28 protein-coding genes are annotated in these 25,665 nt (G+C 65.4%); 24 read left to right on the forward strand and 4 right to left on the reverse strand.

Annotated elements, in window-relative coordinates; translation table 11 throughout:
* Positions 1–71: 71 nt before the first annotated feature.
* The 6 genes from FFS18_RS06120 to FFS18_RS06145 all read left to right on the forward strand — a co-directional run bounded on the left by FFS18_RS06120 (position 72) and on the right by FFS18_RS06145 (position 4,946).
* Positions 72–500: a 23S rRNA (pseudouridine(1915)-N(3))-methyltransferase RlmH gene (locus FFS18_RS06120; protein ID WP_120215371.1), complete on the forward strand. Its 429-nt coding sequence runs from the start codon at positions 72–74 to the stop codon at positions 498–500.
* Positions 497–1,711 (forward strand): murein hydrolase activator EnvC family protein, encoded by a 1,215-nt coding sequence (locus FFS18_RS06125; RefSeq protein WP_137870183.1) that lies wholly within the window; start codon positions 497–499, stop codon positions 1,709–1,711. Before FFS18_RS06120 ends, FFS18_RS06125 begins: the two co-directional genes overlap by 4 nt.
* A 148-nt stretch (positions 1,712–1,859) precedes the next feature.
* A complete protein-coding gene (locus FFS18_RS06130) occupies positions 1,860–3,251 on the forward strand; it encodes a S41 family peptidase (RefSeq protein ID WP_120215369.1) in 1,392 nt (463 codons plus the stop codon).
* 12 nt (positions 3,252–3,263) lie between these two features.
* Positions 3,264–3,746, forward strand: coding sequence for a disulfide bond formation protein B (locus FFS18_RS06135; protein ID WP_137870184.1), 483 nt, complete (start codon positions 3,264–3,266; stop codon positions 3,744–3,746).
* Positions 3,743–4,261, forward strand: a complete 519-nt coding sequence (locus FFS18_RS06140) for a demethoxyubiquinone hydroxylase family protein (RefSeq protein ID WP_137870185.1) — start codon at positions 3,743–3,745, stop codon at positions 4,259–4,261. The genes FFS18_RS06135 and FFS18_RS06140 overlap by 4 nt, the downstream gene beginning before the upstream one ends.
* Before the next feature lie 82 nt (positions 4,262–4,343).
* On the forward strand, positions 4,344–4,946 hold the full coding sequence (locus FFS18_RS06145; protein ID WP_120218042.1) for a hypothetical protein: 603 nt from the start codon (positions 4,344–4,346) through the stop codon (positions 4,944–4,946).
* Between the two features lie 102 nt (positions 4,947–5,048).
* Here the strand turns inward: FFS18_RS06145 and FFS18_RS06150 are convergent, their stop codons facing one another.
* Positions 5,049–6,986 carry a S9 family peptidase gene (locus tag FFS18_RS06150; protein WP_137870186.1) on the reverse strand — a complete coding sequence of 646 codons (1,938 nt, stop codon included), beginning with the start codon at positions 6,984–6,986 and terminating at the stop codon, positions 5,049–5,051.
* A 396-nt stretch (positions 6,987–7,382) separates the two neighbouring features.
* Here FFS18_RS06150 and FFS18_RS06155 point away from each other — a divergent pair, with 396 nt between their 5' ends.
* From FFS18_RS06155 to FFS18_RS06170, 4 genes are all read left to right on the forward strand, one after another.
* Positions 7,383–7,703, forward strand: coding sequence for a hypothetical protein (locus FFS18_RS06155; protein ID WP_232014792.1), 321 nt, complete (start codon positions 7,383–7,385; stop codon positions 7,701–7,703).
* Positions 7,704–7,754: 51 nt separating this feature from the next.
* Entirely contained in the window at positions 7,755–9,098 is a 1,344-nt protein-coding gene (locus FFS18_RS06160) for a TldD/PmbA family protein (RefSeq protein ID WP_137870187.1), read from the forward strand.
* Between the two features lie 13 nt (positions 9,099–9,111).
* Positions 9,112–9,912, forward strand: a complete 801-nt coding sequence (locus FFS18_RS06165) for an inositol monophosphatase family protein (protein WP_137870188.1) — start codon at positions 9,112–9,114, stop codon at positions 9,910–9,912.
* Positions 9,913–10,013: 101 nt separating this feature from the next.
* Positions 10,014–10,427: a hypothetical protein gene (locus tag FFS18_RS06170; protein ID WP_137870189.1), complete on the forward strand. Its 414-nt coding sequence runs from the start codon at positions 10,014–10,016 to the stop codon at positions 10,425–10,427.
* Here the strand turns inward: FFS18_RS06170 and FFS18_RS06175 are convergent.
* Positions 10,402–10,947: a TetR/AcrR family transcriptional regulator gene (locus tag FFS18_RS06175; RefSeq protein WP_137870190.1), complete on the reverse strand. Its 546-nt coding sequence runs from the start codon at positions 10,945–10,947 to the stop codon at positions 10,402–10,404. The genes FFS18_RS06170 and FFS18_RS06175 overlap by 26 nt on opposite strands.
* 217 nt (positions 10,948–11,164) lie before the next feature.
* Between FFS18_RS06175 and rpsM the strand changes: the two genes are divergently transcribed.
* The 12 genes from rpsM (at position 11,165) to FFS18_RS06235 (ending at position 21,903) form a co-directional block, all read left to right on the forward strand.
* Positions 11,165–11,533 carry a 30S ribosomal protein S13 gene (gene rpsM / locus FFS18_RS06180; protein ID WP_120215360.1) on the forward strand — a complete coding sequence of 123 codons (369 nt, stop codon included), beginning with the start codon at positions 11,165–11,167 and terminating at the stop codon, positions 11,531–11,533.
* 101 nt (positions 11,534–11,634) lie between these two features.
* Positions 11,635–12,024, forward strand: coding sequence for a 30S ribosomal protein S11 (rpsK, locus tag FFS18_RS06185; RefSeq protein WP_003040416.1), 390 nt, complete (start codon positions 11,635–11,637; stop codon positions 12,022–12,024).
* Between the two features lie 106 nt (positions 12,025–12,130).
* Positions 12,131–13,189 (forward strand): DNA-directed RNA polymerase subunit alpha, encoded by a 1,059-nt coding sequence (locus FFS18_RS06190; protein ID WP_093510552.1) that lies wholly within the window; start codon positions 12,131–12,133, stop codon positions 13,187–13,189.
* A gap of 251 nt (positions 13,190–13,440) precedes the next feature.
* Positions 13,441–13,863, forward strand: coding sequence for a 50S ribosomal protein L17 (rplQ, locus tag FFS18_RS06195; protein ID WP_137870191.1), 423 nt, complete (start codon positions 13,441–13,443; stop codon positions 13,861–13,863).
* A gap of 154 nt (positions 13,864–14,017) precedes the next feature.
* Positions 14,018–14,395, forward strand: coding sequence for a helix-turn-helix domain-containing protein (locus FFS18_RS06200; RefSeq protein ID WP_137870192.1), 378 nt, complete (start codon positions 14,018–14,020; stop codon positions 14,393–14,395).
* Positions 14,396–14,513: 118 nt separating this feature from the next.
* A complete protein-coding gene (locus FFS18_RS06205; protein WP_137870193.1) occupies positions 14,514–16,676 on the forward strand; it encodes a prolyl oligopeptidase family serine peptidase in 2,163 nt (720 codons plus the stop codon).
* Positions 16,676–17,161: a free L-methionine (R)-S-oxide reductase MsrC gene (gene msrC / locus FFS18_RS06210; RefSeq protein ID WP_137870194.1), complete on the forward strand. Its 486-nt coding sequence runs from the start codon at positions 16,676–16,678 to the stop codon at positions 17,159–17,161. Before FFS18_RS06205 ends, msrC begins: the two co-directional genes overlap by 1 nt.
* A 334-nt stretch (positions 17,162–17,495) precedes the next feature.
* Entirely contained in the window at positions 17,496–18,338 is an 843-nt protein-coding gene (locus tag FFS18_RS06215) for a glycine zipper 2TM domain-containing protein (RefSeq protein WP_137870195.1), read from the forward strand.
* 187 nt (positions 18,339–18,525) lie between these two features.
* Complete coding sequence (locus FFS18_RS06220) at positions 18,526–19,071, forward strand: hypothetical protein (RefSeq protein WP_137870196.1); 546 nt, start codon at positions 18,526–18,528, stop codon at positions 19,069–19,071.
* Positions 19,072–19,373: 302 nt separating this feature from the next.
* Positions 19,374–19,898, forward strand: a complete 525-nt coding sequence (locus FFS18_RS06225) for a hypothetical protein (RefSeq protein WP_137870197.1) — start codon at positions 19,374–19,376, stop codon at positions 19,896–19,898.
* Between the two features lie 122 nt (positions 19,899–20,020).
* Positions 20,021–21,346, forward strand: a complete 1,326-nt coding sequence (locus FFS18_RS06230; protein ID WP_137870198.1) for a M28 family peptidase — start codon at positions 20,021–20,023, stop codon at positions 21,344–21,346.
* A gap of 104 nt (positions 21,347–21,450) precedes the next feature.
* A complete protein-coding gene (locus FFS18_RS06235) occupies positions 21,451–21,903 on the forward strand; it encodes a PilZ domain-containing protein (protein WP_137870199.1) in 453 nt (150 codons plus the stop codon).
* A gap of 205 nt (positions 21,904–22,108) precedes the next feature.
* Here FFS18_RS06235 and ctrA read toward each other — a convergent pair whose 3' ends face one another.
* Both ctrA and FFS18_RS06245 read right to left on the reverse strand, forming a co-directional pair.
* Entirely contained in the window at positions 22,109–22,816 is a 708-nt protein-coding gene (ctrA, locus tag FFS18_RS06240) for a response regulator transcription factor CtrA (protein WP_088443381.1), read from the reverse strand.
* Between the two features lie 197 nt (positions 22,817–23,013).
* Complete coding sequence (locus tag FFS18_RS06245) at positions 23,014–23,949, reverse strand: LysR family transcriptional regulator (RefSeq protein WP_137870200.1); 936 nt, start codon at positions 23,947–23,949, stop codon at positions 23,014–23,016.
* 235 nt (positions 23,950–24,184) lie between these two features.
* Here FFS18_RS06245 and FFS18_RS06250 point away from each other — a divergent pair, with 235 nt between their 5' ends.
* Both FFS18_RS06250 and FFS18_RS06255 read left to right on the forward strand, forming a co-directional pair.
* Positions 24,185–24,883: a pirin family protein gene (locus tag FFS18_RS06250; protein ID WP_137870201.1), complete on the forward strand. Its 699-nt coding sequence runs from the start codon at positions 24,185–24,187 to the stop codon at positions 24,881–24,883.
* 130 nt (positions 24,884–25,013) lie between these two features.
* Entirely contained in the window at positions 25,014–25,610 is a 597-nt protein-coding gene (locus FFS18_RS06255; protein WP_137870202.1) for an FMN-dependent NADH-azoreductase, read from the forward strand.
* The last annotated feature ends 55 nt before the right edge of the window (positions 25,611–25,665 follow it).

Consider the following 25,665-nt stretch of genomic DNA (forward strand, 5'->3'; position numbering starts at 1 on the left):
TTTGATCTGTTCGGCCTAAAGGCCGACAGAGGCGGCACCAGCCCGCTTTCACCGAAGGTGAACAAAAACCCATGCTGCTGCACATCATCGCGCGCGGGCGCATCGGGCGCTCTCCCGAGGCCGAGCTGGTCGAGCGCTATATGAAGCGCGTGACCTGGGCGCAGAAGATTTCCGAGCTTCCCGATACCGGCGGGCGGATGCCTGTCGCGGCAGACAACAGCCGCACCGTGCTGCTGGACGAGGGCGGCGACCAGATGTCGTCGCTCGAATTTGCGAAACTGCTGGAAAAATGGCGCGACGGCGGGGTGCGCGAGGCGCGCTTCTGCCTTGGCGCCGCCGATGGGTTTACACCCGACGAGCGCGAAGGTGCCGACAAGGTCATCGCCTTTGGCCGCGCGACCTGGCCGCACCTGATGGCGCGCGCGATGCTTGCCGAGCAATTGTGGCGCGCGACCAGCATCATCGCGAACCATCCCTATCACCGCGAGGGGCGCCAATGAGACGCATGTTCGCAGCGCTGGCGCTGTTCGCCATCGTGACGCGCGGCGCGCTGGCGCTGGCGCAAAGCGACATCTTCGATCCCGCCGCGATTGCCGCACGCGAGCGTGAACAATTGCTGGGTGCCAAGCAGCAGTCCGCCGAGGCCATGGCGCGCAGCACGCGGCTGGAGGCGCAGGCGGCGGCGGCCAGCAACGAGGCCGACCGGCTGAAGAAACGCAGCGCCGCGCTGGCCGCGCGCATCCAGTCGGCCGAGGCCGACATCAGCGCCGGCGAAGCGCGCGTCGCGCTGGTCAGTAGCCGCCTGGCAGCGCAGCGCGCGGCGCTGGCAGAGCAGCAACAGCCGCTGCTCGAACTCGCCGCATCGCTCCAGCAGCTCTCCCGCCAGCCGCCGGTCAGCGTGCTGGCACAGCCGGGATCGCTCACCGACATGGTCCACGCGCGCGCCGTGATCGACGCCGCGATGCCGGTGATCGAACAACGCACCGCCGGGGTACGGCAGGAACTGGCGCAGCTGCAGATCACCCGCCGTCAGCAGGCGGTCGCATTGAGGGCGCTGGCGGCGAGCAAGGCCCAGCTGTCCGAGCGGCGCAGCGCCTTGACCAGGCTGGAGAATGAAGGGCGGCTGCGCTCGCGCGAGCTGATGAGCAGTGCCCAACTGGAGGCCGATCGCGCGCTCGGGCTGGGCGAAAAGGCGCGCGATATCGTCGAACTCATGGATTCGCTGGAGGCCGACAGCGCGGTGCGCGCCGAACTGGCGCAGCTTGCCGGTCCGCTGCCGCGTCCGCGTAACCCCGCCAGCAGCCTGGCCAGCGCCGCGCCGCCCGCGCCGGCCGAAGCCGAGCTCACGCAAGGCGCCTATCGGCTGCCCGTCGTCGGTCGGATCGTCGCCGGGCTGGGCGAGGTCAACGACAGCGGGGTCCGCTCGCGCGGCGTGACGATCGCGGCGCGGCCCGGCGGACAAGTCGTTGCGCCCGCCCCCGGCCGGGTCAGCTTTGCCGGCGATTATCGCGGCTATGGCAAGATCGTGATCATCGACCATGGCGGCGGCTGGGTCTCGCTGCTGACCGGCATGATCGGATTATCGGTTGCGGTCGGCGACACGCTGGATAGCGGCGCCCCGATCGGTCGTGCCGGGTCGGACGACAGCCGCATCACCGTCGAACTGCGCCGCGGCGGGCGCCCGGTGGATATTGTGGCGATGATCGGGTGACGTCGCTTGCCCGGATTTGGGCCGGTTAATCCCCCGTTCCGGCGCTGTCCCCTATCGGGATGCACCGCTTGACGCCTGCGCAAATGCGTAGGAGGATGGCGAGCCGGGGTATATATGGCGGAAGATCCCGCCTGAGTGAAAGACGCACATGACCGACTCGACGAAGAAGCCCGCATCCTCGAAGCGCCGCTTCGCCTTGTGGCAGGGCGCCGCCGCGCTCTCGACGCTGGCGCTGGTACCGCTCGCGACCGGCGCGATGGCGAGCGTCGACAGCAAGACGCAGGAAGAAATCTCGCGCTTCATGGACGTCTATCTGGAAGTCAAATCCAACTATGTCGAACCGGTCGACGATTCCAAACTGATCGAGGGCGCGATCAACGGCATGCTCGCGAGCCTCGATCCGCATTCGGGCTATCTCGACGCACGCGGCTTTTCGAACCTGCGCACCCAGACCGACGGCGAATATGGCGGGCTGGGCCTGTCGGTGACGATGGAAGACGGCGTCGTGAAGGTCATTGCACCGACCGCCGACACCCCCGCCGACAAGGCGGGGATCAAGTCGGGCGACTATATCACCCACATCAACAAGGAACTGATCTTTGGCCTGACGCTCGACGAGGCGGTCGATCAGATGCGCGGACGTCCGGGAACCAAGATCGACGTCACGATCGTCCGCGAGGGCCAGGACAAGCCGATCGAAATGTCGCTGACGCGCGAGATCATCGACCTGAAACCCGTCAAATGGGAAGTCAGCGGCGACGTTGGCGTGCTGACCGTCACCAGCTTCTCCGCCGACGCGACCACCGACATGCGCGCGGCGATGATGGCGGTCGAAAAATCGCTGGGCAAGAAACCTCGCGGCTGGATCGTCGACCTGCGCTCGAACCCCGGCGGATTGCTCGACGAAGCGGTCGGCATCAGCGACCTGTTCCTCGAACGCGGCGAAATCGTGTCGCAGCGCGGCCGGCGCAAGGGCGACATCGAACGCTTCTTCGCCGAACCCGGCGACCTGGCAGGCGGCGCGCCGGTTGTTGTGCTGATCGACTCGGGCTCGGCCTCGGCCTCCGAAATCGTTGCCGGGGCGCTGCAGGATCAGCACCGCGCGATCGTCATGGGCGAACGCAGCTTTGGCAAGGGGTCGGTGCAGACGGTGCTGCCGCTGAGCGACACGACCGCGCTGCGGCTGACCACCGCGCGCTATTACACCCCGTCGGGGCGCAGCGTGCAGGAGGGCGGCATCGAACCCGACATCCGGGTGCCGCAGATTTCTGACCCCGATTATGCGTCGCGGCCGAAGTTCCGCGAAAGCGATCTACGCCGCCACCTGATCAACGAGAAAAAGGTGGACGACGGGCTGATCGAAAAGGACGAAAAGGCCGATCCGCGGTTCACCGCGACCGCCGCCGAGTTGAAGGCCAAGGGAATCGAGGATTTCCAGCTCCACTATGCCTTGCAGACGATCGGACGGATCAGCCCGACCGCGCCGCGCATGGCGGCACAGGCGACGAAACCCGGCGCCAAACCTGCCCGCCGCAACTAAGGGTTCGTCGGCATGCTGAAAACGCGCCTCACTGCGCCGATCGTTGCGTTCGCCGCGCCGCTGCTGCTTTATGGCGGCGCGCTGGTATCGCAATTTGGCTTTGGTCTTCACCCCTGTGAAATGTGCTACTGGCAGCGCTGGCCGCATCAGGCGGCAATCGTGCTGGCGCTGCTCGCGCTGTTGCTGCGAGCCAATGACAAGGCAATGCGTAGCCTGACGCTGCTCGCCGCGCTTGCGATCGCGCTCAGCGGCGCCATCGGCATCTACCACGCCGGGGTCGAATATGGCTTTTGGGAAGGCCTCACCACCTGCGCCACTGGTAGCGGCGGACCCGTATCACTCGACGCGATCATGAACGCGCCGCTGATCCGCTGCGATACCGCACAATGGACCTTGTTCGGTATCTCGCTCGCGGGCTTCAACGCAATCTTTTCGCTGGGCGCGGCGGCGCTCGTCTTGACCTTGCTGCGCCGTCGGCCCACATCGGCGGCATGACGAAAGCCTACAAAAATGCATCGATGATCCGCGTCGATCAGGCCGGCGAATATGGCGCGACGCGCATTTATGCCGGACAGCTTGCGGTGATGGGCGACCGCCACCCGATGGCGCGCGAAATCGCGCATATGGCCGAACAGGAAGAGCGGCATCGCAAATTTTTCGATGCCATGATCGCGCGGCGCGGCGTGCGCCCGACCGCGCTCCAGCCCTTCTGGAACGTCGCGGGGTTCGCGCTCGGCGCGGTCACCGCCGCGATGGGTCCGCGCGCCGCGATGGCCTGCACCGCCGCGGTCGAGACCGAAATCGATCGCCATTACCGCGACCAGCTGGATGAACTGGGCGACAGCGATCCCGAGCTCAGCGCTGCGGTGGCCGATTTCCGGGCCGAGGAACTGGAGCATAAGGAAGCCGCGCTGGCCGCGGGCGCCGAAAGCGCCGCGGGTTATCCGGTGCTGAGCCTCGCGATCCGCGCCGGATGCCGCGCAGCCATCGCGCTGTCGAAGCGTATCTGATAGATTGGCGGCTCGGCATTCGTTCATGGCGGATGCAGGGTCGCAGTGCCAAGCCACGCCAGAGCAGACGAAGGAAAATCCGATGAGCCGCCTCCCCCTTTTCGCCCTGGTCATCGCCGGTAGCGCGCTGTCGGTGCCCGTCGCGGCGCAGCAGACGGTCGACGGTGAAAAGGTCAATCAGGTTGTTGTCTATGGCGACGATCAATGCCCCAAGGGCGCACCCGACGAAATCCTGGTCTGCGCAAAATTGCCCGAAGGCGAGCGCTACCGCGTTCCCGAGATGCTGCGCGGCAACCCGCTCGACGTGCGCAACGAGGCGTGGGCGAACAAGGTCGTCGCGGTCGAGCGCATCGGTCGCTTCGGCACCGACAGCTGCTCGCCGACCGGGCTGGGCGGCTTCACCGGCTGTACCCAGGCGCTGGTCGCGGGTGCCAAGGCCGAGCGTCAGGCCGCCGACAAGACCGACTGGCAGGCGATGATCGCCGACGAACGCGCCAAGCGTCTGGCGGGGATCGATTCGGCGGCCGCCGACGTCGAAGCCGCAGTGGTCGCCGAGGAACGCGCGCTCGCCGAGCGTCAGAAGGCCGCTGAGGAGCTGGAACGGCAGGCCAGCGGTCAGGCGCCGATGCCGACGGCGCCCGATGAAGCCGACGCCGAGCCGCTGCCGGTTCCGCCGCAGGGTTGATTAAACGTCGCCCCCGCGATGAAGGGGGCCGCAGTCGGTTTACATCGCGACCAACCGCAGGACCATCAGCGGCCCCCGCCTTCGCGGGGGCGACGGACCAACTCAGTTCAGCAAATATTGCTTCCAGAACAGCAGCGACGTCCAGAAATTATAGTCGGCATTTTCCTTCTTGGCGAAGCCATGGCCTTCGTTGGTCCCAACGAGATGCCAAGCCGTTCCGCCGTTCTTGCGCACCGCCGCGACGATCTGGTCGGCCTCTGACGCCGGGACGCGCGGGTCGTTGGCGCCGGTAACGACGAACAGCGGCTTCTTGATATCGGCAACGCGCGTCAGCGGGGAGATTTCCATCAGCTTCTTGCGCTGCACCGGATCGCGTTCGTCGCCATATTCGACGCGGCGGAGGTCGCGGCGGTAATCTTGGGTGTTTTCCAGGAAGGTGACGAAGTTAGAAATCGCGACGACGCACAGGTTGGCGCGTAGCTTGGCGGCATATTGGGTTGCGGCGGCATAGCACATATAGCCGCCATAGCTGCCGCCGGTCAGGCCGAAGCGCGCCGCATCGAGCGTCTTGTCTTTCGCCAGCGCATCGAGGAACGCGCCCATGTCCTTGACGCTGTCCTCGCGCTTGAACGGCCCGTTGTCGAGGCTGACGAAGGTCTTGCCATAGCCGGTCGAGCCGCGGACGTTGGGATAGAAAAGCGCGATACCCATTTCGTTGAGCAGATAATTGCTGCGCCCCATGAACCCCGGGCGCGACTGCCCTTCCGGCCCGCCGTGGACGCTCATGATCAGCGGCCGCTTGCCGGGGAACTTCGCCGCGTCGGGGCGATAGAGGAAGCCCGATACTTCGAGCCCGTCGAAGCTTTTGACCTTCACCAATTCGGGCTCGACATTCTTCGTCACGTCGAGACCGCCCGTCTCGCTTTCGGTCCAGCGCGTTACTGCCAGCGTTTTGGGATCGACGCTGAACGCATCAGCCGCGCTGCGCGCCGAGGTGAAGGTGATGCCGATCTCGCCCCACGGCGCAATCCTGAGGCCGCCGATGATCCCCGCGGGCAGGCCATCGACGGTGCGCACCGCTCCGGTCCCGGGATCGAGCAGCCGCAGTTTCGACGTGCCGGCTTCGTTCACGACATAGGCGATAAAGCTGCCGTCTTCGGCGATGTCGAACGTATCGACATCCCATTTCTCCGCCGGGCCTTTCGGGGTGAACTTGCCCGTTGCCGGGTCGAGCGTGCCGAGCCGCTGGAAATCGCTGCCCTCGTCGCTGGTCATCCATATCGTGCCGTCCGGCGCAAAACTCGCGCCGCCAAGCGCCACGGTCTTGCTGTGATCGCCGATCGGGTTCATCGCGCCACTGGCCAGGTCGAGCCGGAACAGGTCCGATTTCTGGACCGAGGTATATTTGCCCACCAAGGCCCAACTTTTGTCGGGGGCGAAATCGACCAGCCGCCAGCCGCCGCCGTCGACCTGCGCCACCATCCGCCGCGATTTGGGATCGCGCGGGTCCATCACATAAATGTCGCTGTCGCGGCCGTTGCGCAGCGTCGAGGTGAAGGCGACGAGCTCGCCGTCCCTGCTCCATGCGTTGAGCCCGTTCCGGCTCTTGCCGTCGGTCAGCAGCTCGAGCCGCCCGTCCTTCATCGCATAGATCTGATAGAATTCATTGCCGCCGATGTCCTTTTGCACCAGCATCACATCGGCCTTTTGCGGCGCCCAGCTGCCCGACCCGACCGGCTCGGCCTCGAAAGTAATCTGTTTGCGCGCGCCCATCGGCATCGCGACGCGGTGAAGCTGCGCGGTGTTGCCAAAGCGGGTGGCGATCAGCATCGATTTGTCGACGGGGTTCCAGCCGACAAAACCCGCGCCGCGATTTTCCATGTACGGCCGCGTCGCCGCCGCCAGTTCGGCAGGGACTTCGGGTACCCCGTCGGCGATCAGCGCCGCAGGCTTGGGTTCGACCGCGGGCTTGTCGCCCTCGGCCGCAGCAGCGGACGCGACCGGCAGGGTCAGGGCGGCGAGTAAGGCCAGATAACGCATGATGATTTTCCCCGTGTTGCAGTAAAGCAGAACGACTGGAACTAGACGCTATCAGCGTCGCGGGCGGATGCAAGGCTTCGACCAACGGCCCGCCGCCTTCGACCACCGCCAGTCGTATTTCGCGGTCGGCTCATCGGTGCCGACACGGCCCATTGCACCAAAATTGCAATATTTTGGGCGATCCGGCGCGATTTGGTTGCGAATCCGGGGTGAAGCGAGCGGAATTGTTAACGAATCGGTGCCAACCTGTCTTGACTCGGGAATATTGGGCTGAAATCGTGGCGTTTCTGGGAATCGCCAGCCTAAGGGGGCTGAAAAATGGCATCAGCATTCGGACCGCGCCTGTGGCGGCGCTCGACACATAGTGTGCCGGCAGCGCGAAGTCTCGGTCGCCGAATGACTTGGCACGCCGCGACCGCGCTGGTCGCATTCGCCGCATTGCAGATCTGGCTGGTGTCGAGTGCGATCGCAGCGGGCGCCTCATCGATGCTGATTTTTGCGGCGCTGATCATTTTGCTGGCGCTTGCCGTTCCCGTCGCGCGTTCGACCGAACGCCGCTGGTATCACCTCAGCCGCCAGGCGCTCGCAAGCTGGGGGCTGCACGCGCGCTTTCGCCGCGACGTCCGCCGTCTGTGGGTTGCGGCGCTGACGCTGCCCTTTTTGTGGGTCAGCGGCGCGATGGCCGCCACCGACGCAATCGCCGCGATCATCAAGTAAACTCCGGCAGCCAGGTTTGACGCCCTGCCGCCCGCCGTATAGGGCGCGGCAATGCTGACCGTTTCCGAAGCCCTCGACCGCGCGCAGATGCTCTGCGACGCCGCCGCCAAGGCGGGCGCCGATGCCGCCGACGCACTTTATTATTGCAACGCCGCCACCTCGGTCTCGATGCGGCTGGGCGCGCTCGAGGATGTCGAGCGGTCGGAGGGGCAGGATATTTCGCTGCGCGTCTTCGTCGGCCAGCGCAGCGCCAGCGTGTCGACCGCCGACATGGATGCGGGCGAGCTGACCAAATTGGTCGAACGCTGCGTCGCGATGGCGCGCGAGGCGCCCGAAGATCCCTATGCAGGGCTCGCACCCGAAGAATTATTGTTCAAGGGTCCGGTTCCCGACCTCGACCTCGACGACAGCAGCGAAGCCGATCCCGCCGCGCTGCGCGAAGCCGCGCGCGCGGCCGAGGAAGCCGCGCGCGCCGTCGCCGGGGTGACCAATAGCGAAGGCGGCAGCGCGAGCCACAGCCGCACCCGCTTTGCCCTCGCCACCAGCCACGGCTTTGCCGGGGGTTACGGCTCCAGCGGCCACAGCCTGTCGGCCAGCGTCATCGCGGGCGAAGGCGCCGCGATGCAGCGCGATTATGGCTGGCACAGCGCGCATCATCTGTCCGACCTTGAAAGCGCCGCCGAGATCGGCGCGCGCGCCGGGACGCGTGCTGTCGCGCGGTTGAACCCCGGCAAGGCGCCCACCGGCAAACTGCCCGTCATCCTCGATCCGCGCGTCAGCGGCAGCATCGTCGGCCATTTGCTCGGCGCGATCGCCGGTCCCGCGATCGCACGCGGCACGAGTTTCCTGCTCGGCAAGGAAGATCGCGAGCTGTTCGATCGCAGCATCGTCATCCGCGACGAACCGCACCGCCTGCGCGGACTGCGCAGCCGCGCCTTTGACGGCGAAGGCCTGCCGACCGCGGCGCGCGACCTGGTCGCGGACGGCAAGATCACCGGCTGGTTGCTCGACACCGCATCGGCCAAGCAGCTCGGGCTGACCCCGACCGGCCACGCCAGCCGCGGCGGCGGCGCTTCGGGCGTGGGCGCGAGCAACCTGCATCTCGCCGCCGGCAGCATGACGCCCGCCGCGTTGATGGAAGGGATTACCGACGGCGTCTATATCACCGAGTTGATCGGGCATGGCGTCAACCCGGTGACCGGCGACTACAGCCGCGGCGCGTCGGGCTTTCTGATCAAGGACAGCGTCATCGCCGGACCGATCGCCGAATTCACCATCGCGGGCAATCTGATCGATATGTTCGCGGCGCTGGTGCCCGCTAACGACCTCGAGTTCCGCCATGGCATCAACGCGCCGACGCTGCGCATCGACGGCATGACCGTCGCGTCGAGCTGAGGTTCCGCAGCCGATGCCGGGCCGCAACCTTGAAGCCGCGATCGCCGCGACGCGCGAGGTCGGCGACATGGCGATGGCGCGGTGGCGCGGCGAAGGCAAAGCGGTCAATGTCTGGCACAAATCGCACGACAATCCGGTCAGCGACGTCGATCTGGCGGTCGATGCGCGGCTGAAAGCCGTGCTCGGCGCCATGGTGCCCGAGGCGGGGTGGCTGTCCGAAGAAACCGCCGACAATGCCGACCGGTTGGCGCGCCGCGCGATGTGGTGCGTCGATCCGATCGACGGCACCCGCGATTTCATCCGCGGCCGTCCCGGCTGGTGCGTGTCGGTCGCGCTGGTGATCGACGGCACGCCCGAATTCGGCATCCTCTATGCCCCCGCGCTCGACGAACTATGGGTCGCGAAAAAGGGCCAAGGCGCTCAGCTCAACGGCGAAACATTGCGGGCCAGTCGCCGCAGCGAATTCGCCGGGTCGCGCGTTCCCGCCGACGCCCTGCCCAAGGTCGACAGCGACCTGGTGATCGTGACCAAGCCGAACAGCATCGCGCTGCGCATGGCGCTGGTCGCCGACGACCGCGCCGACCTGGTCGCGACATTGCGCTGGGGATTCGAATGGGACGTCGCCGCAGCGGCGCTGATCGCGACCGAGGCGGGCGCGGCGGTGACCGACGCCTTTGGCGCGCCGCTGAAGTTCAACACGCCGCGCGCGCAGGCCTTTGGCGTCATCGCCTGCGCCCCGGGTATCCACGCGGCGGTCGTCGATCGGTTGGCGGCGCGCGCGGCGGAGATCGCGCCGCGCACCGACGGACGCTGAGCGGTGGATGTTGGCGAAGGTGCCGCGTAGCGTGACACGCCTTGTAGCAGTCGCTACAACCTGATAGGCATCCTGTAGCAACTGCTACAGGGAGAGTATCGATGTCCGCAGCCACCACCCGCCTGCCCTTTTCGAGCGGCCAGATGGCGACGCTGACCGTCGCCGGTGTAACTTTCTGGTTCATCGGTGCGCTGATCTGCCGCTGGGTCGGCGCGATCGGTGCGTTCGAAGGGGCCAATCGGGTGCTGCTCTATGCTGCGCTAGTCCCCGGAACGCTGCCGGTGATCCTGCTGGTGCGCCGCATCGCGCGGCTGGCGCCCGATCAGGTGGCCCTGGGCAGCGCCATCGTCACCGCCGCGGCGATCGCTTGCGACAGCATCGCGCTGGTCGTCATCCCCGATCTTTACGGCGCCGGGATCGAACAGACCGCCGCATCGGGCGCGGTCATCCTGTGGGGCGGCGCGGTGGCGATTGCGCTCGGCTGCGGGCTCAACCGGATTCCGGCCCGAAGCTGACGCCGAGCGCGGCATCGACAGCATCGTCCAGCCCGAGGCTGGTGAGCAGCACCATCCCCTCGATTTCGGTCAGCAGCCGCGCCGCCAGTCCGGCGCGGTCGGCGGCCGCACAGGCGAGCTGGTCGCCCGCCCAGGCCAGAAAGCCGCGCCCGATGCTTTCGCCGATGCGTGCATAAAGCGCATCGCCATGCGCGGCGCGCGCCGCCATGTCGAGCCATAGCCGCATATAGGGCCAAAGCGCCGGGTCGCGCAGCTGCGCCGCGAGCGCCGTTCGTAGCAGCGCATAGGGCAAGGGCTGCGGCGGCGCCGCCGCGACCAGCAGCGCGGTCATCCGTGCCGCGATCCGCTCGACCGTCGCCGCCATCACCGCATCCTTGTCGGCAAAATAATAGAGCAGCATCCGGTCGCTGGTCCCCGCCGCGCGCGCCAGCGGCCGCAGGCTGGACGCGGTCAGGCCATGCGCCAGCACATAGTCGGCAAGGCGGTCGATCAGAAGCGAAGGGCGGTCGTCGCTGGCCATGTTCGGGCCGCTGTGGCATAGTCCGCGACGCAGGGAAATCCCCGGCGTCAAGCTTGACAATCGGGCCGACTCACCTTACTTGCGCCTCCATTCCGACATCATGACCGGACGGCGAAGCGCGCAGCGCGCATTCGTGGTCCGTTTTTTGCGTTGGAAATCAGACGCTTTGAGATGGGGTCGTTTGCCTGCGGCCCTGTGGAGCAGGAGAAAGTTACCAATGGCACGTATCGCGGGCGTCAACCTGCCCACCAACAAGCGCGTGATCATCGCGCTCACCTACATCCACGGCATCGGCCGCAAGACCGCCGTCGACATCGCCAACAAGCTTGGCATCGACCACAGCCGCCGCGTTCAGGATCTGTCGGACGCCGAAGTGCTCCAGATCCGCGAAACGCTCGACGCCGACCACACGGTCGAGGGTGATCTTCGCCGCAACACCGCGATGAACATCAAGCGCCTGATGGACCTCGCCTGCTATCGCGGCCTGCGTCATCGCAAGGGCCTGCCGGTCCGCGGCCAGCGCACGCACACCAATGCGCGCACCCGCAAGGGCAAGGCCAAGGCGATCGCCGGTAAGAAGAAATAAGGTTCGAGCGCGTCCTACCGGGCGCGCTTCCTTATTTCCCCTGCCGGGGCAGCGGCGCATCGCCCGCCACCGGCCATTCAGGATTAGGTTAGGAATATATCATGGCTCGTGAACCGCAGCGCCTTCGTCGGCGCGAACGCAAGAACATCTCGTCGGGTGTCGCCCACGTCAACGCGACCTTCAACAACACGATGATCACCATCACCGACGCCCAAGGCAATGCGATTGCCTGGTCGAGCGCCGGCATGATGGGTTTCAAGGGCAGCCGCAAGTCGACCCCGTACGCCGCGCAGGTGTGCGCCGAAGACGCCGGCAAGAAGGCCGCTGAACATGGCGTCCGCACGCTGGAAGTCGAAGTCAAGGGTCCGGGCGCCGGTCGTGAATCGGCGCTGCGCGCGCTGCAGGCGGTCGGTTTCCACATCACCTCGATCCGCGACGTGACCCCGATCCCGCACAATGGCGTCCGCCCGGCCAAGCGCCGCCGCGTCTGATGCCTGCTTCGGATGCGCCCCATTCCGGGGCGGCATCCGCTAAACTCCTAACGCCGGACAAATTGGTCGACCCCCAATTCGTCCCGCCAAAAGCAAAGGGAAGACCATGACTGTCAATATCCGGAACTGGCAGGAATTGAAGAAGCCCAGCAACCTGGAAATCAAGGCTGGCAGCGACGGCAAGCGCAAGGCGACCTTCGTCGCCGAACCGCTTGAGCGCGGTTTCGGCCTGACGCTCGGCAACGCGCTGCGCCGCGTGCTGCTCTCGTCGCTTCAGGGTGCGGCTATCACGTCGATCAAGATCGAGAATGTGCTCCACGAATTCTCGAGCCTGGCCGGTGTGCGCGAAGACGTCACCGACATCGTCCTCAACGTCAAGCAGATCGCGCTGAAGATGGAAGGCGAAGGCCCGAAGCGGCTTCAGCTGTCGGCGACCGGTCCCGCGACCGTCAAGGCCGGCGACATCATGGTGTCAGGCGACATCAAGGTGATGAACCCGAACCACGTCATCTGCCACCTCGACGATGGCGCGACGCTGAACATGGAACTGGTTGCCGACACCGGCAAAGGCTATGTTCCCGCGACCGCCAACCGTCCGATCGACGCGCCGATCGGCCTGATCCCGGTCGACTCGCTCTACTCGCCCGTGCGCCAGGTCGCCTACAAGGTCGACAATGCCCGCATCGGTCAGGAACTGGACTATGACAAGCTGAACCTGACCGTCGAAACCGACGGCACGGTCACCCCCGAAGATGCCGTCGCCTATGCCGCGCGCATCCTTCAGGACCAGCTGCAGGTCTTCGTCCACTTCGAAGAAGCGATGAACGACAGCGGCATGATCGGCATGGCGGCGCCGTCGACCACCGCCGATGAATCGGACGTCAACCAGCTCAACCGCTTCCTGCTGAAGAAGGTCGATGAGCTCGAACTGTCGGTCCGTTCGGCCAACTGCCTGAAGAACGACAACATCATCTATATCGGTGACCTCGTTCAGAAGACCGAAGCCGAAATGCTTCGCACCCCGAACTTTGGCCGCAAGTCCTTGAACGAAATCAAGGAAGTGCTGTCGTCGATGGGTCTGCGTCTGGGCATGGACATCCCCGGCTGGCCGCCGGAAAATATCGAGGAAATGGCCAAGAAGCTCGAACAGGAGCTGCTGGGTTAAAATCCTCCCCGCTTGCGGGGAGGTGGCAGCCCGCAGGGCTGACGGAGGGGGGTGTCGGCATAGCGCCGCGCTCGAACGAGAGCCCCCTCCACCACCGCTTCGCGGCGGTCCCCCTCCCCGTTCCGGGGAGGATCAAACGGGAATGGGTCGGCCCGCAATCGACCTGGCTCGGGGTACCAGCAGAACCCATCAAAGTAATACTTTGATGGGAACCCGCTATACGGCCCCTCTGACAAACGAAGGAATGGATTATGCGTCATAAATCGGGTGGCCGGAAGCTGCAGCGCACCAGCGCGCATCGTACCGCAATGTTCCGCAACATGTCGGCCTCGCTCATCAAGCATGAGCAGATCACGACGACCGTCGCCAAGGCGAAGGAACTGCGTCCCTATGTCGAAAAGCTGATCACGCTGGCGAAGCGTGGCGGTTTGGCCAATCGTCGCCTCGCGATGAGCCGCCTGATGGACGATACCCAGCTGGTCAAGCTGTTCGACGTCCTGGCCGAGCGTTACAAGGACCGCAACGGCGGCTACGCGCGCATCATCAAGGCTGGTATCCGCGCCAGCGACGCCGCCCCGATGGCCGTCATCGAACTCGTCGATCGCGACCTCGATGCCAAGGGCCAGGATTCGGGCCCGGTCGACCAGTATGACGAGGATATGGCGGAAGCCTGAGCCTCGATCCGAGCGATACAAGATCAAGGGCGGCGTCCGAAAGGTTTGCCGCCCTTTTTGTGTGCGCCGTGCGCCTTACCGTCGGCAAGGCGGCCGGTGTACTCGCACATTTTAGCGCGGCCCATCGGCTGGTCGTTGGTGTAACGTCCGCCAGATGGCCAGGGAAAATGACGTCCGTCCGGTGCCCGGTGCTCGGTCGGCAACCGACGTTCAGCAGGATAGGCGGCCGGGCAGCGAAAGCTTTGGCACCCGCCTGCGCCGCCTGCGCGTCACCCGCCGTCTCAGCCAACAGCAGCTCGCCGCCCACCTCGGCGTCAGCGTTCCCGCCATATCGGCGTGGGAAAAGGACCGCACCCGACCGCGGCATGGCCGCATCGAGGCGCTGGGCGCGCTGCTCGATGTGTCGACCGCGGAGCTGCTGGGCACCGACGGCGGCGAATTTTCGCCCGACATGCTCGCCGAAAGCCGCGCCCATATCGCGCGCGTCGTCGGCACCACCCCCGACAAGGTCCGCATCCTGATCGAATTCTGAAGCCGCCGCGGCAACGGCTGGTGGCTAAAATAGGTCCGGAATCCGCTTGCCCCCGGGTTTCGCATCCTTACATATCGGCGCACGATAATTTCCCCCGGATCATGAGGATCGCCTTGCCATGTCCCGTAAAAGCCTATTCGCGCCGCTGGCGCTGGTTGCCCTGTCGATGACCCCCGCAGCACTTCACGCGGCCGAAGCCGCCGCGGCATCGGCCACCGTGCCCGCGCTGACCTATCCCGACACAGCCCGCGGCGACACCGTCGATCCGCAGTTCGGGGTCGATGTCGCCGACCCCTATCGCTGGCTGGAGGATGATGTCCGCGTCAACCCAAAGGTCGCCGACTGGGTCGCGGCGCAGAACAAGGTCACCGACGCCTATCTCGCGACGTTGCCCGGCCGCGACGCGTTCAAGAAACGGATGACTGAGCTCTATAATTACGAACGCTTTGGCCTGCCGACCAAGGCGGGAGGCCGCTATTTCTACACGCGCAACGACGGGCTTCAGCCGCAGTCGGTCCTCTATGTCCGTGAGGGGCTGAAGGGCGAAGGCCGGGTGCTGATCGATCCCAATCTGTGGGCGAAGGACGGCGCCACCGCGCTCGCCGAATGGAGCCCCTCGGAAGACGGCAAATATCTGCTCTATTCGGTGCAGGACGGCGGCACCGACTGGCGGATCGTGCGGGTCAAGGATGTCGCGACCGGGCAGGACCTGGCCGACGAAGTGCGCTGGGTGAAATTTTCGGCGCTCGACTGGGCGAAGGACGGCAGCGGTTTCTATTATTCGCGCTTCCCCGAACCCGAAGCGGGGGAGGCCTTCCAGTCGCTCAACGAGAACCACGCTGTCTATTTCCACAAGCTCGGTACGCCGCAGAGCGCCGACGTGCTGATCCACGCGACCCCGGACAAGCCCAAGCTCAACAACAGTGCGATCGTCACCGATGACGGCAAATATCTGCTGGTGTTCGGGTCCGAAGGGACCGACGCACGGCTGGGGCTGACGCTTTATCCGGTCGGCGCAAACGGAGCGGGCAAGCCGATTACGCTGGTCGATGATTTCGCGAACAACTGGGAATATGTGACCAACGAAGGGCCGCTGTTCACATTCGTCACCAACAAGGGCGCGCCGCGCGAGCGGTTGGTGTCGATGGACATCCGGCGGCCCGGCAAACTGACCGAACTGGTCGCCGAAAGCGAGAATACGCTGGTCGGCGCGTCGCGCGTCGGCGACCGCATCATCCTCTCCTATCTGGGCGATGCGAAATCGCAGGCCGAGATGATCGCACTCGACGGCAAAAGGATCGCGGCGATCAAGCTGGCCGACATCGGATCGGCGTCGGGCTTTGGCGGCAAGTCGAGCGATCCCGAAACCTTTTATTCCTTTTCCAGCTATGCACGCCCGACAACCATCTACCGGCTCGACACCGCGACCGGCAAAAGCGAGATTTTCGCCGAGCCCAAGCTGACCTTCAAACCGGATGATTTCACCGTCGAACAGCGTTTCTACAAGTCGAAGGACGGCACCGAAGTGCCGATATTCGTCGTGATGAAAAAGGGGCTCGACCGCAGCAAGGGGTCGCCGACCCTGCTTTATGGTTATGGCGGCTTCAACGTATCGATGACCCCCGGCTTTTCGCCGACGCGCCTCGCCTGGGTCGACAAGGGCGGGGTGCTGGCAATCGCCAACCTGCGCGGCGGCGGCGAATATGGCAAGGCGTGGCACGACGCCGGTCGGCTCGCCAACAAGCAAAATGTGTTCGACGACTTCATTGCGGCGGGCGAATATCTGATCGCCGAAGGGATCGCCGGAAAGGGCCAGGTCGCGATCGAAGGCGGGTCGAACGGCGGGCTGCTCGTCGGCACGGTCACCAACCAGCGCCCCGACCTGTTCGCCGCGGCGCTGCCCGCGGTCGGGGTGATGGACATGCTGCGTTTCGACCGCTTCACCGCCGGGCGCTATTGGGTCGACGATTATGGCTATCCCTCGAAAGAGGCCGATTTCCGCAATCTTTTGAGCTATTCCCCCTATCATAATATCAAGGCGGGCGCCGCCTATCCCGCGGTGCTTGTGACCACCGCCGACACCGACGACCGCGTCGTACCTGGGCATAGTTTCAAATATACCGCGCAGCTCCAGCATGCGAAGGCGGGCGACAAGCCGCATCTGATCCGCGTCGAAACCCGCGCCGGGCACGGCAGCGGCAAGCCGACCGACAAGATCATCGCCGAAGCCGCCGACAAATATGCGTTCGCGGCGAAGTGGACCGGGCTGGCCGTCGAATAATGTCCTACGCGCTCGCCTTTTCCGCCATCGACCCCGCCGAACGCTGGGCGGAGGCGGGCGACGCCGCTGCGGCGCTGGTCGCGGGCGAACCCGATGGCATTGCCAATATGGCGAATGTCGCGGCGCTGATCTGGCAGGCGATCCCCGACCTCAACTGGGCCGGCTTCTACCGCTTTGACGGAGAGGAGCTGGTCCTCGGCCCGTTCCAGGGCAAGGCGGCGTGCATCCGCATCCCGCTCGACAAGGGCGTGTGCGGCGCCGCGGCACGGCTCCGCGCGACGCAGCGCGTCGACGATGTCCACGCCTTTCCGGGCCATATCGCGTGCGACGCCGATAGCCGCAGCGAGCTGGTGGTCCCGGTGATTGCAAATGATCGGCTGGTCGGGGTGCTCGACCTCGACAGCCCTTTGCCGGGGCGGTTTTCAGCGGCGGATCAGGCCGGGGCCGAAGCTCTGGTGGCGCGGATTGCCGGGGCGCTGGCGTAACAACGTCGCCCCCGCGCAGGCAGAGGTCAGCGATACAGTTTTTGGTGAGAGCAGGCTTGTGCGATCCTCCCTGTCGCGCAGCGATGGGGAGGTGGCAGCGCGGAGCGCTGACGGAGGGGTCATGGCACGACCGTCGCCGCCCCTCCACCATTCGCTTCGCGAACGGTCCCCCTCCCCATGGCTTCGCCACAGGGAGGATCAGTCCAGCCGAACCGCGTTCAGCTGACCCAAATCGGGACGCAATCGTCAGGGTTAACGGATTCGCGAAAAGCCGCCGATTTTGCTAACAAGCTGTTAACCAATCGGTTCGGGCCGAGGGAACAGGGAGTTAGTCATGCGTACGTTCGTCTTGTTGGGGGTGGCCGCGGGGTCGTTGTTGCTGGCGGGCCGGGCCCATGCCGAAGCCCCGGCGATCGATGCGACCGCTGCGACCGACCTGGTGAGCGGCGTGTCCTATAATCATGATCCGCGCCCGGCGCTCGATTATGGCGCGCCCGCCGACGCTGACGTGCGCGTTTATACCGGCCACGCCGACCGGATCCCGAGCGAAGTCGAATATCGCCGCGTGTCGGGTTACGATGCCGAGGGGCGCTGGACCGGGACGTGGAACGGCACCTACGAGGCGCCCGACGGACGCCGTTACGACGGCAGCTATGAAGGCACGGTCGAGGGGCATGGCGCGGGTTACCCGCCCCCGCCGCATCACTATTATGGCGGCGCGTACGACCCGCGCCACGACGCAGAAATGGAACGCCGCTGTGGCCGGGGGGGCACGGTGGGCGGCGCGGTTGTCGGCGGAGTCGTGGGGGGCGTCGTCGGCAACCGCATCGCCGGCAGAGGCAACCGCACCGAAGGCACGATCATCGGCGGCGCGTTGGGCGCGGTCGCGGGCGGCGCGATCGGCGATGCCGCGGACAAGAAGAAATGCGAAGCCTGGTGGGCGAGCCGCGGATCGCATCACAGCAGCACGACCTATCATCATGGCGGCTATGGCTATGGTTACGGCTATTACACCCCTGGTGTGGTGGTCACCACGATCATCACCGGCGGCGCGCCGGTGGTGACCGAAACGGTCGAGACGACCACCAAGACCTATTATGAAAAGGCGCCCGTGCGGAAACGCTATGTGGCCAAGAAAAAGTGGAAGCCGCGGCCCAAGCCGCGCTGCGTCTGCTGATTGCCCGACAGGTCTGGTCACCTGGGGTCAGAAGGCCCGCCATCCAAGCGATGGCGGGCCTTTTCCATTCCGGCGCTCGGGCTGTCGTACTAGCACCACGGTTCAGCGGCGCGAAAGCATCAAGAGCTTAGCAAGGCGGCATTGCGGGCTGGACCATCCTTTGCCCGCCCTTGGGGAGGTTCCCGCGATGCGTAAATTCACCAGTCTTGCCGCTGCGGCCGCCGTCGTCATCACCTCGGTCGGGTTCAGCGCCGCCCCCGCCGAAGCGCGGTCGCGCCATGGCGGCTGGGGCCATCGCCATCACGACCGCGTCAGCGCGGGTGACGTGCTCGGCGGCCTGCTGATCATCGGCACCATCGCCGCGATCGCCAGCGCCGCGAGCAAGGACAAGCGCGAACGCGCACCCGACTATCGTTACGATCCGCCATATCGCGACGATCAGCGTTACGAGCAGCGCGACAGCGATTATGTGCCGCCGGTCGACGACCGCCGCGGCGACGATGGGGCGGCCGCCTATGACAATGGCGATGTCCAGCGCCGCGCCGCCGACGCTTGCAGCTGGGCGGTCGAGGCCGAAATGGGCGACGACGCCCGCGTCGACCGGATCGACGGCACCGAGGCGAACAACGGCGGCTGGTACGTCACCGGCACCGCATCGCGGCTGGGCGGCGAAGTCCGCAGTTTCGGTTGCAGTTACCGCAACGGCCGCGTCGTCGACGTCAGTTTTGGTTGAGCTGCAACCAGCCCAATGTGTTGAACCGTAGCCCTGAGCCTGTCGAAGGGCGCATATCCGAGAAGCGCCCTTCGACAGGCTCAGGGCTACGGTGATGGACGCCGCTTATAATCAAGACGAACTTCTTTGCGCGGCCGCGTCACCTCCAAGGTGGCGCGGCCCTTCGCTTTGAAACTGAACCCCAGCGAAACCAAGGCTGAACGCCAGATAAGCGACGGGTTCAGCATCGTGTCACCCCCGACTCGGTAGAACATCCTCAACAGGCTGCAACGCTGCCGCCTGCGCCTGAAGGAGACCGAACCATGGCTATCAAGACCAACCTGACCAAGGCCGCAATTGGTGCGGCCACCGCTGGCGCGATGCTGATGAGCGCCGCCCCCGCCGCCGCCCGCGATCGCTACGATCGCGACGGTATCAGCGCGGGCGAAGTGATCGCCGGTGCCGTCGTGCTCGGCGGCCTTGCGGCGATCCTGTCGAGCGGCAACAACGACCGCTATGATCGTTACGACAACCGCTATCGCGGTCGCTACGACGATCCGCGCTACGGCTATGGCTATGACTATAACCGCTATGGCAACAGCCGCAGCGCCGTGAACCAGTGCGTGAACGCGGTCGAACGGGGCAGCCGTCGTTATGGCAACACCGACGTCACTCAGGTGACGAGCATCGATCGCAAGCGCGACGGCTATAAGGTGAAGGGCCGCGTCGTCGTCCGCGACGGTTATGGCGGTCGCTGGGGCCGTGGCGGCTATTACGACCAGGGCAAATTCACCTGCGACATCCGCTATGGCCGCGTGCAGGACATCCGTTTCTCGGGCCTGCGTTAAGAACCGGAAAGCCCCTCCCCTCACAGGGAGGGGCTTTTTGTCGTCGCCCCGCCTCCGCGGGGCAACGGTATGAAGGCGGCGATGGCGCTTGCTTCGCCCCCATACCCACCGCATGATGCGGCATGATCAAACAGAGCCTGCTCGCCGCCCTCCTGCTCATTGCGCCGACCGCTGCGCATGGACAGGATCAGACCCCCGCCGCCGATCCCGCGCGCCTGAAGGCCGATGTCGAAAAGCTGGTGTCGTTCGGCACCCGCCACACGCTGTCGTCGGCGACCGATCCGAAACGCGGCATCGGCGCGGCGCGCAATTGGGGTGCGGCCGAGTTTGCCCGTATTTCAAAGGCCTGTGGCGGCTGCCTGACCGTCGAGCGGATCGCCGATCGCTTTGACGGGCCGCGCGCCCCGGACGGGGTGATCGTCGAAAATGTGTTGGCGATCCAGAAGGGCAGCGGCGATCCCGCCCATGTCATCATCATCGCGGGGCATATCGACAGCCGGGTCAGCGACCCGATGAACTTCACCGCCGACGCCCCCGGAGCCAACGACGATGCATCGGGCACCGCGCTGGTGATCGAGGCAGCGCGGCTGTTATCGAAGCACAAGCATCGCGCGACGATCGTCTATGCGCTGCTGTCGGGCGAGGAACAGGGATTGTGGGGCGGGCGCCTGCTTGCGCGGCACGCCAAGGAAAAAAACTGGCCGGTCGCCGCGATGCTGAACAACGACATCGTCGGCGGCATCAAGGGGACCGACGGTACCATCGTCGACAACCGCGTGCGGGTGTTCAGCGAGGGCATTCGCGCGTCGGAAGATCTGGCGGCACAGCTGGCGCGGCGCGGCATCGGCGGCGAGGATGACGGCCCGTCGCGCGCGCTGGCCAAGGCGGCGATTCGAGCGGGAAAACAAAGTCCCACGATCGGCCTCGACGTGCTCGCGGTGCGGCGTCCCGACCGTTTCCGCCGCGGCGGCGACCATCTGCCGTCGCTCGAGCTTGGTTATCCGGCGATCCGGTTCAGCGTCGGGATCGAGGACTACGACCATCAGCATCAGGATTTGCGCACCGAAAACGGCCGCAAATATGGCGACACCGTCGACGAGATGGACTTTGCCTATCTGGCCCGCGTCACCGCGCTGAACGTCGTGCTGGCCAGCGAGCTTGCTGCCGCGCCGCCCGCACCCGCCAGCGTCAGCATCGACGGCGCGGTGAGTTCGGATACCAAAGTGTCGTGGACACCGGTCAAGGATGCGGTCGCCTATCGTTTGTACTGGCGCCGTGCCGACCGCAACGACTGGACCGACAGCCAGCTCGTCCCGGCGGACGCCGCCGCTGCGGGACGGACGTTGCCCGGCGTCATCATCGACGATCATTTCTTTGGTGTTTCAGCCCTTTCGGCCGATGGTAGCGAAAGCATCGTCACCTTTGGCGGCTTGCCGCCCGCGCAATAATTACCGAACACGCTATACGAATATTTACCTTCTGCTGTTAACGCGAGAACGGGACCATCATCATCGGTCGACGTGGGGGTCGGGCGACAGCAATGGGTCGCGCCATGTCAATTCCCGAGGCTCCCCCAGCCTCACCGCCTCCAGACGAAAAGCGCCAGCCGCGGCAGTCGCGCCTTGTCAAGGCGGCGCTTGCCTGCGCGCGCCTGGGAAAATTCGACGTCACCATCCGCAACGTATCCGAAACGGGCATTGGCGGGCAGGCGCCGGGTGCGCTGCATATCGGTGAACGAATCACGGTATTCCTGCCCGGTCACGAACCGATGCTGGGCACGGTGCGCTGGGTCGCGGGTACACGTTTCGGGATCCAGACCGACCACCCGGTCGAGGCCGCGCGCCTGCGTGCCGCGCACGGCAGCGGCGCGGCACCTGCCGAAAATATCGCGGGGTTCGAAATCATCCCGCCCCCGATGGCCCCAGTGCGGCGTCCGGGGCTGGTGCTGGGGAGTGCCCAGCCGGCGCATTTCGGGCGCAGCGTTTGGCAAGACAAGCGGTCGTAGGATTCCCCCTCCCTCTTGGGGAGGGGTTAGGGGTGGGTACAAGCGCAGCGAACTGAGGCAGCAAGCCGCCTTCGGCGGCTTACCCACCCCCGACCCCTCCCTAGGAGGGAGGGGAGAAGAAGTGACTGCTCACCGCCAAAAGAAAACCGGCGCGGATTGCTCCGCGCCGGGTTCCCTCGGTTAACTCTTGGCGAGGTGTAGTGCGTCAGGCGACACGGCGCACCTCATTGCCCTCATCGTCGATGTCGCGCAGGACATAACCGCGGCCCCAGACCGTCTCGATATAATTTTCGCCTTCGCACGCCAGCGCCAGTTTCTTGCGCAGCTTGCAGATGAAGACGTCGATGATTTTGAGTTCGGGTTCGTCCATGCCGCCATACAGGTGGTTCAGGAACATTTCCTTGGTCAGCGTCGTGCCCTTGCGCAGCGAAAGCAGCTCGAGCATCTGATATTCCTTGCCGGTCAGATGCACGCGGGTCGTGTCGACCTCGACCGTCTTGGTGTCCAGATTGACCGCCAGCTTGCCGGTCTTGATCACGCTCTGGCTGTGGCCCTTCGAGCGGCGGACGACCGCATGGATGCGGGCGACCAGCTCGTCGCGATGGAAGGGCTTGGTGACATAATCGTCGGCGCCAAAGCCGAACGAGCGCACCTTTGAATCCATTTCGGAAATGCCCGACAGGATCAGCACCGGCGTCTGCACCTTGGCGGTGCGCAGCTTTTTCAGCACGTCATAGCCGTGCATGTCGGGCAGGTTCAGGTCGAGCAGGATGATGTCGTAATCATAGAGCTTACCCAGGTCCAAGCCTTCTTCACCCAGATCGGTGGTGTAGACGTTGAAGCCTTCGGTCGTGAGCATCGTGTCGATCGCCTTGGCGGTCGTCGGCTCGTCCTCGATCAGCAATACACGCATTGGGCACCCCTTGATTGTTTCCCACGACAGCCCTGCTTTTCCGATCACCTGGCTATCGTGCGATGCCACCGACCGACCCCTGTTGCGGACTGCCGGAACATTAACCACGAAACTAATGAAGGGAAAAGGTTAATTTTGATTTAACCCGCAGAACTCCGCGAGTCGCGGCGAATCCGTACCGCCCGATTTGGGTCTTTCTACGACGTCCCGAGCGCGAGATGATCGGTATGCGCGCCGGTGCACGACCGCTTCAACGTATCGACAAGATGGTCGGCGAGCGCCCGCACTCGCGCCGGACGCAGCCGTGACGGCGGCGACAGCAGGTGCAGATACGCCTGCGGCAATGACCAGTCAGTCAAGATGCGGACAAGCGCGCCCGACGCCAGCGCTTCCTCTGCAATGAAGTCGGGCAGCGCCGCGATACCGCCGTCCGCGATAAGCAGCGGGATCATGATGTCGCCATTGTTGGTGAACAACGGCCCGGTCGGGATCACCGTCGCATCCTCCCCGCCGCGATGAAAACGCAGCGGCGACGTGCGCTCACGGTGGCCGTAGCCGATCAGCCGATGACCGGCGAGGTCGAGCGGATGACGCGGGGTGCCGTGCTGCGCCAGATAGTCGGGACTGGCAATCAGGGACGCCGCGACCGGCGAAATGGTGCGCGCGAGCAGGCTGCTGTCCTCCATCGTCGCGATGCGCAGCCCCAGGTCGATGCCCTCGGCGACGAGATCGTGGCGCGCGTCGCTCAGCATGACGTCGATCTCGACCGCCGGATGCATCGCCAGAAAGGCGGCAATCGGCCCGCCGAGCACCTTGATCCCGAAACTCATCGGCGCGGCGAGGCGGATCGGGCCTGCCAGGTCGACGCGGTCGCCGCGCGCCGCCTCGGTCGCCGCGGTCGCCGCCGCGACCATGGCATGCGCTTCGCCGAGCAACCCTGCGCCGGCGGTCGATACGGTGACAGTGCGCGAACTGCGATGGAGCAGCGCGATGCCGAGCGACGTTTCGAGGCGCGTCACCGCCTTTGATACGCTCGCCTTCGATATGCCCAGCGATGCGGCCGCGGCCGTAAAGCTGCCGCTGTCGGCGACCGCGGCGAAACAGGCCCAGCCTTCGTAATCGGGTAAGGACACGGATGACTCCTCGAACTTCACCGTAGCCCTGAGCTTGTCGAAGGGCGCTTATCCGAGAAGCGCCCTTCGACAAGCTCAGGGCTACGGTGCTTGCTGCAACAATTATCGCGATTCTGGAAACAATAGATTTCCATCTACGCTATTTTCGAAACGATCTCCATCGCTATCTTGTCCTCAACACCGCAGCATCGCCGGGCATCCCGCCAAGGCGCGGCGCGACAGAAAGGACAAGGCCATGATCGACATTCGCAAATTCGACACGCTGGGCCACGCCAACCACGGCTGGCTCGATGCCCGCCATCATTTTTCCTTCGCCAACTATTATGACGAAGGCCGGATGGGCTGGGGGGCGCTGCGCGTCTGGAACGACGACGCCATTGCGGCGCAGTCGGGTTTCCCCCCGCATCCGCATCGCGACATGGAAATCATCACCTATGTCCGCACCGGCGCGATCACCCACCGCGACAGCATGGGCAATACGGGCCGCACCGCGGCGGGTGACGTGCAGGTGATGAGCGCCGGTACGGGCGTGACCCACAGCGAGTTCAACCTCGAAGATGAGGAAACCACGCTGTTCCAGATCTGGATCATGCCCGATCAGGCTGGCGGCAACCCCGGCTGGGGCGCGCGCCAGTTTCCCAAGAATGATCGCTCGGGCCAGTTCGTGACGCTGGCGAGCGGCATCGAAGGCGACACCGACGCGTTGCCGATCCGCGCCAATGCCCGGGTGGCGGCGGCGACGGTAAACGCGGGTGAGAGCGTATCCTACGATCTCGACGCCGGTCGCCACGCCTATCTGGTGGCTGCCAAGGGCCGCATCCGTGTCAACGGCACCGACGCTGATCCCCGCGACGGCATTGCGCTCCGCGATGTCGGGACGATCACGGTCGAGGCGCTCGACGACGCCGAGCTGGTGCTCGTCGACAGCCTCTAAAGCCCCCCCGGGCCGCCGATGTCCCTCCCCGACGGCGGCCCACCCCGTGCCGCGAGCTTTCCCCAAGAATAGGGGCTGCTCGCGGCACCCCCTCCCCTCCAAGTTCAACGTCCATCAAAGGAGTCATCATATGTCGCATATTCTTCGCATCGACGCCTCGGCCCGCCACAGCGGATCGACCACCCGCCAGCTCGCCGACCAGCTCGTCGCCCGCCTGGTTGAACAGGGTTATGGCAGCGCCGTCACCCGCCGCGATTTGGCGATCAATCCGCCCGCGCTGCTCAACGAAGCCTGGGTCGGCGCCAACTTCACCGACGATGCCGATCGCAGCGACGATCAGCGCGCGGTGCTCGCGCATTCGGACGAGCTGATCGCCGAACTCGAAGCCGCCGACACGATCGTCATCGGCGTGCCGGTCTATAACTTCGCCATCCCCGCGGCGCTGAAAGCATGGATCGACCAGATCGCCCGCGCCCGCCGCACCTTCCGCTACACCGAAACCGGCCCCGAAGGACTGCTCAAGGACAAGAAGGCCTATCTGGTCGTCGCATCGGGCGGCGTGCCGGTCGGCAGCGATTATGATTTCGCCACCGGCTATCTGCGCCACGTCCTCGGCTTTGTGGGCATCACCGACGTCACCATCATCGAAGCGGGCCAGCAGATGATGGACAGCGAAGCCGTGAACCGCGCGACCGCCGCCATCGAAGAACTGAAGCAGGCCGCCTGATCGAGAATCCTCCCCATCGCTGCGCGACAGGGAGGATTATTTCTTGTCGTCATCC

This window comes from Sphingopyxis sp. 2PD (genome assembly GCF_005503695.1).
In the GTDB taxonomy this organism is placed as follows: Bacteria; Pseudomonadota; Alphaproteobacteria; order Sphingomonadales; family Sphingomonadaceae; genus Sphingopyxis.